The organism is Pseudodonghicola flavimaris (assembly GCF_030164425.1).
GTDB lineage: Bacteria > Pseudomonadota > Alphaproteobacteria > Rhodobacterales > Rhodobacteraceae > Pseudodonghicola > Pseudodonghicola flavimaris.
In genome coordinates this window covers 152,397-165,527 of sequence record NZ_JASNJD010000009.1, presented here as the reverse complement: position 1 = coordinate 165,527, position 13,131 = coordinate 152,397, and the positions used below count along the sequence as shown (strand labels likewise).

13 protein-coding genes are annotated in these 13,131 nt (G+C 68.2%); 5 read left to right on the top strand and 8 right to left on the bottom strand.

Annotated elements, in window-relative coordinates; translation table 11 throughout:
• Positions 1-3: 3 nt before the first annotated feature.
• A complete protein-coding gene (locus QO033_RS13875) occupies positions 4-1,644 on the bottom strand; it encodes an ABC transporter substrate-binding protein (protein ID WP_284481574.1) in 1,641 nt (546 codons plus the stop codon).
• 277 nt (positions 1,645-1,921) lie between these two features.
• Between QO033_RS13875 and QO033_RS13870 the strand changes: the two genes are divergently transcribed.
• Both QO033_RS13870 and QO033_RS13865 read left to right on the top strand, forming a co-directional pair.
• Entirely contained in the window at positions 1,922-3,598 is a 1,677-nt protein-coding gene (locus QO033_RS13870) for a thiamine pyrophosphate-dependent enzyme (RefSeq protein WP_284481573.1), read from the top strand.
• Complete coding sequence (locus tag QO033_RS13865) at positions 3,595-4,917, top strand: protoporphyrinogen/coproporphyrinogen oxidase (protein WP_284481572.1); 1,323 nt, start codon at positions 3,595-3,597, stop codon at positions 4,915-4,917. The genes QO033_RS13870 and QO033_RS13865 overlap by 4 nt, the downstream gene beginning before the upstream one ends.
• Here the strand turns inward: QO033_RS13865 and QO033_RS13860 are convergent.
• The 4 genes from QO033_RS13860 to QO033_RS13845 form a co-directional block, all read right to left on the bottom strand.
• Positions 4,914-6,029 carry a helix-turn-helix domain-containing protein gene (locus QO033_RS13860; protein WP_284481571.1) on the bottom strand — a complete coding sequence of 372 codons (1,116 nt, stop codon included), beginning with the start codon at positions 6,027-6,029 and terminating at the stop codon, positions 4,914-4,916. The two genes, QO033_RS13865 and QO033_RS13860, sit on opposite strands and share 4 nt — an antisense overlap.
• Positions 6,030-6,141: 112 nt before the next feature.
• Complete coding sequence (locus QO033_RS13855) at positions 6,142-6,525, bottom strand: Rid family hydrolase (protein ID WP_284481570.1); 384 nt, start codon at positions 6,523-6,525, stop codon at positions 6,142-6,144.
• A gap of 12 nt (positions 6,526-6,537) precedes the next feature.
• Positions 6,538-7,932: an aldehyde dehydrogenase family protein gene (locus tag QO033_RS13850; protein ID WP_284481569.1), complete on the bottom strand. Its 1,395-nt coding sequence runs from the start codon at positions 7,930-7,932 to the stop codon at positions 6,538-6,540.
• Positions 7,933-8,096: 164 nt separating this feature from the next.
• Positions 8,097-8,669 carry a UbiX family flavin prenyltransferase gene (locus QO033_RS13845; RefSeq protein ID WP_284481568.1) on the bottom strand — a complete coding sequence of 191 codons (573 nt, stop codon included), beginning with the start codon at positions 8,667-8,669 and terminating at the stop codon, positions 8,097-8,099.
• A 66-nt stretch (positions 8,670-8,735) separates the two neighbouring features.
• Between QO033_RS13845 and QO033_RS13840 the strand changes: the two genes are divergently transcribed.
• The 3 genes from QO033_RS13840 to QO033_RS13830 all read left to right on the top strand — a co-directional run bounded on the left by QO033_RS13840 (position 8,736) and on the right by QO033_RS13830 (position 10,495).
• Entirely contained in the window at positions 8,736-9,200 is a 465-nt protein-coding gene (locus QO033_RS13840) for a TIGR02444 family protein (RefSeq protein WP_284481567.1), read from the top strand.
• 136 nt (positions 9,201-9,336) lie between these two features.
• A complete protein-coding gene (locus QO033_RS13835) occupies positions 9,337-9,840 on the top strand; it encodes a flavin reductase family protein (RefSeq protein WP_284481566.1) in 504 nt (167 codons plus the stop codon).
• Between the two features lie 148 nt (positions 9,841-9,988).
• Positions 9,989-10,495, top strand: coding sequence for a MarR family winged helix-turn-helix transcriptional regulator (locus QO033_RS13830; protein ID WP_284481565.1), 507 nt, complete (start codon positions 9,989-9,991; stop codon positions 10,493-10,495).
• A 49-nt stretch (positions 10,496-10,544) separates the two neighbouring features.
• On the opposite strand, the gene QO033_RS13825 is transcribed toward QO033_RS13830, so the two are convergent.
• The 3 genes from QO033_RS13825 to QO033_RS13815 all read right to left on the bottom strand — a co-directional run bounded on the left by QO033_RS13825 (position 10,545) and on the right by QO033_RS13815 (position 13,080).
• Positions 10,545-11,267 carry a maleate cis-trans isomerase family protein gene (locus tag QO033_RS13825; RefSeq protein ID WP_284481564.1) on the bottom strand — a complete coding sequence of 241 codons (723 nt, stop codon included), beginning with the start codon at positions 11,265-11,267 and terminating at the stop codon, positions 10,545-10,547.
• 100 nt (positions 11,268-11,367) lie between these two features.
• Positions 11,368-11,766, bottom strand: coding sequence for a Rid family detoxifying hydrolase (locus tag QO033_RS13820; protein WP_284481563.1), 399 nt, complete (start codon positions 11,764-11,766; stop codon positions 11,368-11,370).
• A 39-nt stretch (positions 11,767-11,805) separates the two neighbouring features.
• Positions 11,806-13,080, bottom strand: a complete 1,275-nt coding sequence (locus tag QO033_RS13815; protein WP_284481562.1) for an NAD(P)/FAD-dependent oxidoreductase — start codon at positions 13,078-13,080, stop codon at positions 11,806-11,808.
• Positions 13,081-13,131 lie beyond the last annotated feature (51 nt).

Below are 13,131 nucleotides of genomic sequence, written 5' to 3'. Positions count from 1 at the left end.
GGATCAGGCGAAGGCCAGCGACCCGTAGCTGGCGCGCACGCCCTCGGGTCCCACCACGAAGTTCTCGACATCGGCGCTGGCGACTGTCACATAGATCGGCCGGGCCAGCGGCAGGATCGGCAAATCCGCCATCGCTCGCTGCTGGAACTCGATGAAGAACTGCCTGCGCCGCGCCGGATCGGGCTCGACCGCCGCCGCCTCCAGCAACATGTCCATCTCCGGACTGGAATAGCCCGAGGCATTGACGAAGGGGGTGCCCTGCGCGATCGCCTTCGACCAGTAGAACCGCTGCGACCCGATGGTCGGATCGGCGGTGACCGAGGCCGGGAACATGCTGAGGTCGAAGTCGTATTCGCCATAGACCGAGCGGATGAAGGTCGGCACATCGGCCGAGACCAGCTCCAGATCGATACCCACTGCCTTGAACTGCTGGCGCATGAACTGGGCGGCCCGGTCATAGGTGTCGCCGATCGCCGGCGCGATCAGCCTGAGGCCGAACCGCATGCCATCCGATCCCGCGGCATGGCCTGCGGCATCGAGCAGCGCCCGTGCCCGATCCGGATCGTAGGGATAGGCCGGCACATCGGCGGTATAGAGATGCGGCAACGACTGCGGGATCGGACCGGTCAGCTGCTCTGCCAGGCCATAATAGACCACCTGCATCATCAGGTCGCGGTTCAGCGCATGCATCAGCGCCTGGCGCACCTCCGGCTTGGCGAGAATTTCGTTGCGCAGGTTCAGCTCCACCACGTCGAGACTGTTGTTCAGCTCGGTGCCCCGGGTCTCGACCTGGAACTTCGGGCTCTCGGTGAAGCGTTTCACCTCGCTGACCGGGATCGGGCCGTCGCCGCCCAGATGCAGCTCTCCCGCCTCGAAGGCCGCCACCCGGGCGGAAGGATCGGTGATGATGCGCACCACCAGACGGTCGAGTACCGGCGCGGCGCTGCCCCAGTAATCCCGGTTGGCCTCCAGGATGATATGGCTGCCGCGCTCCCAGGCGACGAATTTGAACGGGCCGGTACCGACCGGCGCGTTATTGGCCGGGTTGGTCAGCACGTCGGTGCCGTCATAGATGTGCTTGGGTACGATCGGGGATTCCCAGCCAGACAGCGCATACATCAGCGCCGGCGCCGGTTCGCTGAGCCGCAGGATCGCGGTCAACGCATCGGGGGTCTCCACATCGGTGACCTTGGCGAAGACCGATTTGCCACGCGGATGGTGTTTCCTGAGGATCTGCAGGATCGAATAGGCGACATCGGCCGAGGTGAAATCAACACCATCGTGCCATTTCACCCCCGGGCGCAGGTCGAAGCGGATCGACAGCCCGTCTTCGGCCATCTCCCAGCCGGTGGCCAGCGCCGGATGGGCGTTCAGGTCGAAATCGTAATGCAGCAGACCCTCGGTCATCTTGGCCGAGATCACCGCCACCGGAGAGGCGGTATTGAAGGCCGAGACCATGGCGTTCGGTTCGGGATTGATCGTCATCGCCAGGGTGCCGCCTGCGCGTGCGGCCTTCGCCGCAGCGAAGGGCATCAGCCCGCCCAGAAGCCCCGCCGCGCCGCCCGCCGCCAGCAGGCCGCGCCGGTCGATCGCAAAGCCCGCGCCGTCCGTCCGACCGACCTGCGTCCCGAAAATCTGTGTCATGTCTGGATCCCTGTTCGCCCCCGGCGCGCGGGAGTCATTGTTCTGATCTGCTGATATGCCGGTTGCGGCATGGGATCATTATTCAGCCCCTCTCCGGTCATGCCAGTGGCGGGGTTTCACATTCCGGGTGCAATTTTTCTCTTTTCAGACGTTTCCACCCGATCCGCCCGGCACCGCCGATCCGGGACATTGCATCGCCGCCGCCGCGGCGGTCAAACAGGGAAACGATCAGATCAGCCAGCCCAGACCAACCAGACCGACCGGAGGCGCCCCCGAGATGACAGAAGACCGCCCGCATCCCGCGACGATGAACGGCGCCGAGGCGCTGGCCCGGATGATCGCGCTGTGGGGCGGCAGCGGCCCACAGCCGCCCGCGCCGGTGTTCCATGTTCCCGGCGAAGGCATTCTGGAGCTGATCGACGCCCTGGAGGCGCAGGGCAGCGCGATGATCTCCTGCCGGCACGAGGCCGGCGCGGCGGTCGCGGCGCAGGCGGCGGGCCATGTCACCGGCCGGCCCGGGATCTTTCTGGCCGGGCGGGCGCCGGGGGCGCTGAACGCGACGCTGGCGCTGCACACCGCGCGCACCGATGCGGCGCCGCTGATCACCATCGTCGGCCAGCCATCGCGCCGGATCATGGGGCGCGAACCCTTTCTGGGCGACGATTTCGCCCGGAGCTTCGGCCCGATCGCCAAATGGACCGGGGTCTGCACCGAGGCCGCCCGGCTGCCCGAGCTCTTCGCCACCGCCTGGGCGCGGGCGATGGCGGGACAGCGCGGCCCCGTCGTCCTGGCGATCCACGAAGAGGTCTGGCACGAGAACCTGCCGATCGCGGCGCTGCCCGCCAGCCCGCCGCCCCGACCGGCACTGACCCCGGCCCCCTCCGAGCTCGCGGCGCTGCGCCGGATGCTGACCGCTGCGCGGCGGCCGATCCTGCTGGCCGGCGGCACCGGTTGGGCGGCGGCCGATGTCGCGGCGCTGCGCGATCTCGCCAGTACCACCGGCCTGCCGGTGGCCACCTCCTACCGGCGGCGTGACCTGATGCCGGCCAGCCATCCGGGGTTCGCCGGCGAGATCGGCATCGGCGCCGATCCGGCCCTCGCCCGGCAGATCGGCGCCGCCGATCTGGTGCTGGTGCTGGGCATGCGGCTGGGCGAGATCAACACCTTCGGCGGCAAGGATTTCGAAGGCTACAGCCTGATCCCGGTGCCGAAACCCGATCACCCGCTGATCCATGTGCACCCCGACCCGGACGAGCTGACCGCGGTCTATCGTCCCGATCTGCCGATCTGCGCCGACCCCGGCCCGGTGCTGCGGGCGCTGCTGGCCGAGCCGCCGGCCTGCCGGCCAGAACCGGGCTGGTGCGACGGGCTGCGACGGGCGCGGCAAGCCTTCACCACCGGAGCGCCCGGCCGGGGCCCGATCGATCTGCGGCGGGTGATGCAACAGCTGCGCGTCGCGCTGCCGGAGGATGCGATGATCACCACCGGCGCCGGTGCCTACGCCCATTGGGCGCAGCGCTATCTGCCGCATGAACGCGCCGGCACCCAGCTCGGCCCGAAAAGCGGCGCCATGGGCTACGGACTGCCTGCAGCCATCGGGGTGCAGGCCAGCCAGCCCGGCCGCCGCGTGGTGGCACTGGCGGGAGACGGCTGTTTCACCATGCAGGGTGAGGAACTGGCGACCGCCGTGCTCTACCGGCTGCCGATCGTGACGCTGATCTTCAACAACAGCCTTTACGGCGCCATCGCCGCCACCCAGTCGCGCAGCTTCGGGCGCCGCAGCGGCACGGCACTGGCGCCGATCGATTTCACCGCCCTCGCCGCCGCCCACGGCGCCCGCGGCTTCAAGGTCACCCGGACGGAGGAATTCGCCCCGGCGCTGGCCCGCGCACTGACCGGCGACGGCCCGGCGCTGATCGAACTCATCACCACGGAAGAGGCCCTCAAACCATGAGCGGAACGGATTACGATGTCATCGTTGTCGGCGCCGGTATCTCCGGCCTGGTGGCGGCGCGGGCGCTGCAGCGCGCCGGGCTTTCGGTCAAGGTGCTGGAGGCCGGCGCGGTGCCCGGCGGCCGGGTCGGCGACATGGAGGTGCGCGGTATCCGCTTCAACACCGGCGCGCGGCTGATCTATCCATTCTCGAAACCGTTCAACGCCCTTCTGGACGAGCTCGGGCTCAAGGACCAGCTGATCGAGGTGCGTCACCTCAGCGCCGACTGCATCGGCGCGTCGGACCACTGGACCGTCGAGCTGATGCCCGGCCCCAAAAGCCTGCTGACCCCCGGGCTGACGCTGGGCGACCGGCTGAGATTCCTGCCCTATGCCGCCGCGATGATGCTAGCGCGGTTGCGCACCGATCCCGACGACGCCACCAGCGCGATGGCTGCGGATGGTGAAACGCTCAGCGATCATATCCGCCGCCGGCTGGGCCCGCGGGTGCTGGCACGGATGGTCGCGCCGGTGTTTCGCGGCACCCGGGCCTGGAACACCGACGATATCTCCGGCGCCTTCTTCGCCTCCACCACGCCGCATCTGCTGGGCGGCAGCCATATCTGGGTGCTCAAGGGCGGCATGGGGCAATTGCCCCGGGCGCTGGCCCGCGATCTCGATATCTCCTGCGCCACCCCGGTACGCCGGGTCGAGATCGACCCCGACGGCAGCGCCAAGGTCCGAGCCGATGGCCCCGACGGCCCGCTGATCCTGCGCGGCACCCGGCTGGTGATGGCGGTGGAAGGCAGCCGCGTCCCCGCCCTGATGCCCGGGCTGGAAACTGCCGACCGGACGTTTTTCGAGGCGGTGCGCTACAACTCACTCGGCATCGTGCATTACCGACTGAACCGCGACCTGCCGGCGCGGATGAATTTCTTCGCGGCTGACGTCGCCGGCCCCATCGCCACCTATCAGCAGCTGCCGGGGAACGCCGCCACCGGCCAGGCGCCACAGCTTTATGCGCAACTCTCACCCGAAGCGGTCGCCCGGGCGAAGGCGGAGGGCCGGCAGGCCGACCTGCACCCGATGATCGCCGACCGGATGCGCACGCTCTATCCCGCTTTCGACACCGCCGTGACCGACCGGCACGAACAATGGATCGAACACAAGCTGCCGGTGTTCTATCCCGGCTATGCGGCCCGGCTCCGGGCGTTTCTGGATCGGCGTGACGCGGCTCCGCAAACCGTCTTTTTCTGTGGCGACTACCTGACGCAGTCGCTGCTGACCGGGGCCGCCGCCAGCGGCACCCGCGCCGCCCGCACGCTGCTGCGCGATCTCTAGTCGCGGCCCGCAGCCTCGGGGCGGCTGCCCGCCTGCATCTGCCGGGCGACCTTTGGCAGGAACCCGAAATGCGCCTTGAAGGCGGCGGTGAAGCTGGCCTGGCGGGCGTAGCCGACGCTCGCCGCCACCTCGGCGATGGTCATGTTGCGTTCGCTCAGCAGCATCATCGCGTGATCCATCCGATGCGCCTTGCGGAAATCGAAGATGGTCTTGCCATAGAGAAACTTGAACCCGGCCTTCAGCTTGGTCGCATTGGTTCCCAAACGGCGTGACAGGGTGCTGACGGTGTAATAGGTGGTGAAATCCGTCGCCAGAAGATCGCGCGCCTCTTCGAACATCTCCAGCTCGCGCTGGGAAAAGACCTGAGAGCTGTCCTGCGCCGCGCCGCTGTCGAGCGCATCGGCGCTGAGGCAGAGCAGTTCCTGCAGCTTGGCCAGGGCGCGCATCAGGTCGCGGCGGGTCTCGAAGGGATTCAGCCGCAATTCCTGGATCGCGCGAACGAAATCGACATCGAGGCTTTTCTCGATGATCGAGATCTGGCCCGGTTGCGGCCCGGTCAGCTGCGCCGCCGTGGCCGAGGTGAAGGCATAGCTTTCGCGCAGCAGCGCCGGATCGACATAGATGCCGATCATGCGGAAGGGGCCGCGCGGGCATTGCACCGTGTAATTGACGTCCGATGCGCTGCGGCAGGCGATCAGCGTCGCCTCGGAGACCGCCAGGGCCGCCGCGCCGTTGGCGGCATTGTTGGGGGCACCGACGGCCGCGTCATCCCGGTCCTGCGGGTCGGGCAGACCGAGGTTGACCGGCCCCTCCAGCAGGAAGTGGAATTCGACGAACCCCTCGTCGCGCACCTCTTCCAGCCGCGGCTGGGCGTAGTTGCATTCGGTGATGACGCAATAGATCTGATCGCCGAGCGACAGGAACCGCCAGAACCCCTGACCGTCCGCCGGATCGATATCGACCCGGACCGAGAACAGCCCCTGGGACGCATCCGACAGCGGCGCATGGATCTCCGGCGCGGCGGCGAGCGCGCGGAAGGTGTTGCGCAGGGTGCGGGCCTCGCCGCCGAGCTCCTGCCGCCACAGTCCCTTGAAAGGCGCCAAGGATGCCATCTGTTCAGACACTCCGCCCTCTTCCCCCGATCCGCCGCCGATACTGCCTCCCTTGTACCGGAGGAGGCAGATCAATGGGAAGCCATCGCCGGGCGGCGGGGAAAGCCGGGCGTCAACCCGCCGGGTGCGCGGCGGAGATCTCGATCTCCACCTTGGCGCCCGGGGTGGGGATCTGGCAGACCAGCAGCGTGTTGGTCGGGCGGATGTCGCCGAAGGTCCTGCCCAGAACCATGGCCACGTCCTTCAGATAGGCCGCATCGGTGATGAAGACCCGCGCCTGCTTGACCTCCGCCATGGCGAAACCGGCTTCGGCCAGGGTCTTTTCGACCGAGGCGAGCGCGTTTTCCAGCTGGGCATCCACCGCCTCGGGCAGCGCACCGGTCTCGGGGTCCTGTCCCAGCGTGCCGGAGACATGGATATGGCGCCCGTCGATCACCGCCTTGGCGAAGCCCGCGAAGTCCTCGGCCGAGGCGCCGGAGAAAATACGATCTTTCATCTGCCTGCCCTCTTATGCCGATGCCGGTTTGCGCACCACCAGCGCCTTCTTGCGCAGGAAGCGGAAGAAGCCGCCGGGCCCATAACGGGTGCCGCCCAGGCCGGAGACCCCGAACGCGGTCTTCTCCGCCTGATCTCCGACCCCGCCCATGGTGTCGAAATCATTGATCCAGACACCGCCGGCGTTGATCTGTTCGCCGATCTCGGTCGCCGCCTGCTCGGCGCCGATGACGGTGGCGGAGAGGCCGAAGCCGGTATCGTTGGCCAGCCGCACCGCCTCGGCGGGATCGGAGAAACGGGCAATCGGGATGATCGGGCCGAAGGTCTCCTCCTGCATGATCGCCATGTCCTGGGTGACATCGACCAGAACCGTCGGCTCGCACCAGAGGCCGCCGTCCTTCTCGACGATGTTGCCGCCGGTGACGATGCGGGCGCCCTTGGCCACGGCATCGTCCAGCTGCGCCTGCAGCACCTCGGCCTGACGCGCGAAGATGATCGGCCCCAGCTCTCCGGATTGCAGCCCCTCGGTGTTCAGGGTCATCGCCGCGGTACGCTCGGTCACCTCCTGCAGCAGCGGCTCGAAGATCTCCGGCCCGGCATAGACCCGCTCGATCGAACAGCAAAGCTGGCCGCTGTTCTCCATCGCGCCGCGGACGATGATCTCTGCCGCCACAGCCGCATCGGCGCTGTCGAGCACCACCGCGGGATCGTTGCCGCCCAGTTCCAGAAAGGCGGTCTTGAACTGGCCGGCGGCGCGTTCCTGCACCTTGCGGCCGGTCGGCACGGAGCCGGTGAAGACCACCATATCGGTCAGGTCGATCACCTGGCCGCCGGTTTCGCCATCGCCCTCGCAATAGCCCAGAACGTCGCGCAGATGCGGCACCTCGGCAATCGCGGCAAGAAACGGTTTGACGAAACGCGGCGTCACTTCCGAAGGCTTGGCCAGCACGGCGGAGCCGGCCAGCAGCGCGGTGATCGCGTCGATCATCGACAGGATCAGCGGGTAATTCCAGGGCGAGATGATCCCCACCAGCTGGTAGGGCACATATTGCTGCCGGAACGTCAGGCTGGCATCGCCCGAGGCGCCGGTGACCGCCTGCAGCGCCGCATCGGCGGTGGCGACCCGCATCCGGGTGATGCCCTTAAGCCCCTCGATCTCGGCCACCGACATCTCATACCGGCCGGTATCGGCGCAGAGCGCGTCGAGGATCGCGTCGTAATGCCGGTCGACCGCCTCGCACATCTCCAGCATGGCGGCCTTGCGCCCCTCCAGCCCGATATCGGCCCATGTCGCCTGGCCGGCGCGCAGCCGCGCGGCCTCCTGCTGCATCTGCGGCAGATCGGGCACCTCGATCTGGTAATCCGTCTTGCCGCTGCGCGGATTGCGCACGTCGATTGTCCGGCTCATCGCTCGTTCCACTCCTCGGGGTTCACCGTCCCGATCCGCCGGACCGGGCTGTCGGCCGACACAGTGTCGGCCCCGCCGCGGCTGGAAAAGGGGCCGGCGGCGAAGGCGTCCGAAATCGAAAAACAAACGCCCTGATGCGAAACTCGGGCCGGGAACCCTGCCGCTCAGCGCGGGGACATGCCGTCCCAGCGGGGAATATCACTCTGCAGGTCGAACTGATCCAGCACCCGGCCGACCGAATGGCGCACCACATCTTCCAGCGTTTCCGGGTTGGTATAGAAAGCCGGCACCGGCGGCGCGATCACCGCGCCCATTTCCGCCGCCGCCGTCATCGTCCGCAGGTGGCCCAGATGCAACGGCGTCTCGCGCACCATCAGCACCAGCCTGCGGCGCTCCTTCAGCACCACATCCGCGGCGCGGGTCAGCAACGTCGAGGTCACCCCGGTCACGATCTCGCCCAGGGTGCGAACCGAACAGGGCGCGATGATCATCCCCGCCGTGCGGAACGACCCGCTGGCGATCGACGCGCCGACATTGCCAATCGGGTGCAGCGCGTCGCAGAGCGGCCGGAGATCGGCCAGCCCCAGCCCGCATTCCGAACGCAGGGTCAGCTCGCCAGCGCGCGACACCACCGCGTGGGTCTCGCAGCCCGCCGCCTTCAGCATCTCCAGACACCGCAGGCCATAGATCGCGCCGGATGCGCCGGAAATGCCGACGATCACCTTTTTCTGCTGCATGCCCTGTCCGCCCCGTCCTGTCTGGCCTATCGTCACGAGGTCCCTAAAATGAGATGTCGCTCCGGAATGACAAGAGAAGAATTCGCCGCCTCGGTCTGGACCCGGATCGTCGCCCGCTATGTCGAGACGCCGGATCTGCAACCGCTCTGCCTGGAGCTGCAGGACCAATTCGACGCCGACATCCCCCTGGCACTGTTCCTCTGGGCCGCCGATGACGCCGGGCTGTCGCCCGATCCCGAAGCCCTCGGGATGCTGGAGGCCGGAATCGCCGACTGGCGCGGTCATGTGGTGCGCGAGCTGCGCGCGGTCCGCCGCTGGCTGAAACCGCGCGTCGCCGATGACGCCCAGGCGGAATTTCGCGAAAAGCTGAAGACGCTCGAGCTCGAGGCCGAGCGGCTGGAGCTCGACCAGCTCTGCCGCCAGTTCCTCAGCCTGCCGCCCGGCGGCGGCACGGCCGGGGCGGCGGCGCCCCGCTATCTCGCCCGCCTCGGGGTCGATGCGGCGCGGGTGGCGGCCTTCTGCGCCCCATAGGCGGGCGACAGGCTGCCGCTCTCGCAGGCAGCCGCCCGGACGGGGCCGGGATTGACCCGCCGCACGCGCCACCCGAGGATGCAGGCGCTGCCCGGCTCTGCTATGCGCAGCGGACCACTATGAAGGAGAACTTGCGATGGGTTTCGAAGCCAAGGGCGACGCCGTCGATATCGGAGCATTCTGGCGCACGTTGGGCGAACGCGCCATCGGTGCCACCGTGGTCACCACTGCCGGCTCGGACGGGCCGAACGGCTTTCTCGGCCTGTCGGCGGCCCATGTCTGCGCCAATCCGCCGACCATGCTGGTCTCCGTCGACAAGAAAACCAGCGCGCTGCAGGGCATCGAGGAAAGCGGCGCCTTCGCGGTGAACTTCCTGCCCGCCGGCACCGCCGCGCTGGCCACCGCCTTCGGCGGCAAGGGCGAGGAGGACCGCGCCGCGCGCTTCGCCGGCGACGCCTGGGGCACCTTGGCCACCGGCGCCCCGGTCCATGCCGAGGCGCTCGGCGTGTTCGACTGTCGGCTGGATCAGGTGATCGACCGCGGCACTGTCGCCATCGTCATCGGCCTGGTGGAGGGGGTGAAAGCCGCCGGCGCGGGCGAGCCGCTGGTCTTCTTCCGCGGCAAGTTCCTGTCGGAGTGATCGCGCGCCGCCGTCGCCCCAGGGTTGATCGAACGGTAAAAAAATCGCATCCCTGCTCTGCCGGCCCCGGAACATGTGGCCTGGCGGATCATTCCGGATCGCGACGGGCGCCCCAGGGTCCCCGCCGCCCCAGCCGCAGAGAGCCCTGATGACGGATCATCTCGAGGAAGACTCCTTCCGCACCTCCATCCTCTACTGGATCGGCGTTCTTGAGCAGATGTCGAACCAGCAGTTCGTGCAGGAAATCGGCGGCGGCAAATCGGATGTGTCGATCTGGCGGACGCTGTCGATCCTGTCGGAACTGAGCGGGCTGACGATTTCGGAACTGTCCCGACACACCCAGATCGAACGCACCGCGCTGAGCCATCTGCTGACGCTGATGGAAAGCCAGGAGATGGTCGAACGCCGGCCGCGCGAGGGCGACAAGCGGATCTTCGAGGTGCATATCCTGCCCCGGGGACGGGAGACCTTCGCCCATATGCTGCCGATCCGCCGCGCGGTGTTCCGCCGCGCCACCGATGGGGTCAGCCCGGAAGAGCTGCAGGCGATGATGGGGACGCTGCACAAGCTGATCGATAACCTGAGCGCCGCCGCCCCGCCGCCCCGGCCGCGCAAGGCCGGCCGCAAGGCTCAGGAGTCGCAACCGCCGAAATAGCATCCGTGGGGACAGGCCGGATCAAGCGCAATCCGGCCCTTTCGCCCCCTCAGGCGGGGTCGAACGTCCCTTCCAGCAGGGCGCCGTAGCCGGGATAGCGATCCTCGATCCCCAGCCGGCGCAGGCAATGCCAGACCACGGCCTGGTTGCTGGCGATCACCGGACGGCCGAATTCCGCCTCGATCCGGGCCAGCACCGGGCTGATCTGGATACCGGCGCAACTGATCAGCAGCCCGTCGGCGGCGACATCCTTCAGGCTCATGGCGGTCTCGTACCAGCGCTCCGGCGGAATCGCGCCCTGATCCAGTGGGTTGGTGCAGGGGATACCGCCGCAGGCGACCACCTCGAAACCTTCGGCCTTCAGCACCTCGATCTCGGCGGCGTTGACCTCGTCGACATAGGCGGTCATCAGCGCGATGCGCTTCAGCCCGGCGGCGCGCAACGCCTCCAGCACCGCTTCGAAGGTGGTGGTGGAGGGCACGCCGGTCGCCGCCTCCACCCGCCCGTTGATGACATCGGGGCCGACGACAGCGCTGGCCGCGGTGCAGTTCAGCAGCATCAGCTGCACACCGGCATCGGCGCCCAGCTGGGCGTGCACCTCGATATCGTCGACCAGCGCGTGGTCGTCCTCGAGCCCCGATTTGGTGAAGGTCAGCCGGGTGGTCAGCCATTGCACACCTTCGGGCGACATCCGCTGCACCTCGAAATCGCATTGCCCGCCCGAGGGGTAAAGCTGCGCGATCTTGGCGCGCCATCCATAGCCCAGATACATCGTCGTCTCCTCTGCCCCCAGGGGCCTGTGATCGTTGCCCCGGGGCCGGAGGCCTGCCGCCCCGGCCCCGCAGGTCCTGTCAGCTCAGGCGCGATCCGCCTCAGGCCACCGCCATGCATTCTATTTCGATATCGAATTCCATCGGCCAGGAGGCAACCGTGACAAAGGTCCGGGTCGGCTTGTGATCGCCGAAATACTTCATGTAGACCTCGTTCACGATGCGGAAATAGGCGGAGTTGGTGCAGTAGATCGTCACCTTCACCACCTTGTCGAAGGAGGAATCCGAGGCCTTCAGGATCGCCCCGATATGGCGCATCACCACATCGGTCTGGGTGGCGATATCGCCGCGCACCAGCTCTCCGGTCTCCGGATCGATGGGCGGCGCGCCCGAGATGAAGAGAAAGCCGTTGGCCCGGATCGCGGGCGAGATCGGCACTTTGTTGCCTTCGAGGAAATCCGAGATATTCGGAACCCGGATCATTTCGAGATCGTCGCTCATGGGTCGTCTCCTTTGCTTGGGATCGGTTGGGTCTTGGGGTCAGAAACGGTCGGGAGAGGTCGCGGCCAGCGCTGCGGCCGCCTGGGCATCGCCGGCCATCGCCGCGGCAATCAGCTCTCCGGTGCGGGCGCCCAGCGTCAGGCCCAGCATGCCGTGGCCGCAGGCATACCAGATGCGGTCGTCGCCGGCGCGCGGGCCGATCACCGGCACGCTGTCCGGGGTGCCCGGGCGGTCGCCGCTCCAGCGTGTCTCGATCCGCGCGGTCAGCGAGGGGATCATCCGGCAGGCCATCGGCATCAGCATCTCCGCCCGGCGCCAGTTCGGCGCGCCGCCGCTGCCGGCGAATTCCAGCGTGCCGGCGATCCGGTTGCCGGTCAGCATCGGGGTGACGGCGATGTTCATCTCGCCCTCGATCACCGGGCCGGAGACCGCCTGATCGCCCAGCGGCAGGGTGACGTGATATCCGCGCATCGGCTCGATCGGCAGGGGCCGGCCGAACCAGCCCGAGACCGAGCGGGCCGCCGCCCCGGTGGCCACCACCAGCCGGTCGGCGCCGAAGCGGCGGCCATCGGCACCAGTCAGCTGCGGTCGGCCTTCGGCATCGCGGCCGCCGCGACGGATCTCCACCGTTTCGAAATCGCCGCCCTCGGCCAGGAATTGTTCAAACAGACGGGTCGACAGCAATTGTGGATCGACCACATAGGAGCTGCCGGGCAGATAGATGCCATGGCTGTAATCCGGTGCCAGCAACGGTTCGAGCGCGTGAATATCCTCGCGGCCCAGCACCTCGACGGCAACGCCATTGCGCCGGCAGATCTCGATCTTGGTGCTGTAGCCCGCGAAGGCGGCGGCGCTGCGCACCACGTAAAGCTCTCCGCGCGGGCGGAAGACCTCCGCCGCCGGGGTATCGCCGGTCAGCCGGCGGTAAGCCGCCTGCGCCTGCCTGAGCAGCGCGGCAAGAGCGGCTTCGTTGCGGGCCACCGCCTCGGGGCGCATGTTGCGAACCAGCTTGCGCCCCCAGGGCAGCAGCGCCGGCAGATGCCCCCAGCGCAGCGACAACGGCCCTTCGGGATCGGTCAGCATGCGCGGCAGCTGCGACAGAAGCCCCGGCATCGCCAGCGGCAGGGAGGAGCCGACCTGGATCATCCCGGCATTGCCGAAGGAACAGCCCGCCCCGGGCCGGCCGGCATCCAGCAGCCGCACACCGAAGCCGCGCCGGCGCAGCGACAGCGCGGTGGACAGGCCGACGATACCGGCCCCCAGAACGATCACATCGCCGCCCCCGGCGGCCGGTTCAGACAATGCAACAGCCATGGCGTTTCCCTGCAACAGCTTGCTCCGGGCCGCCACGACGGGCGACCCGGG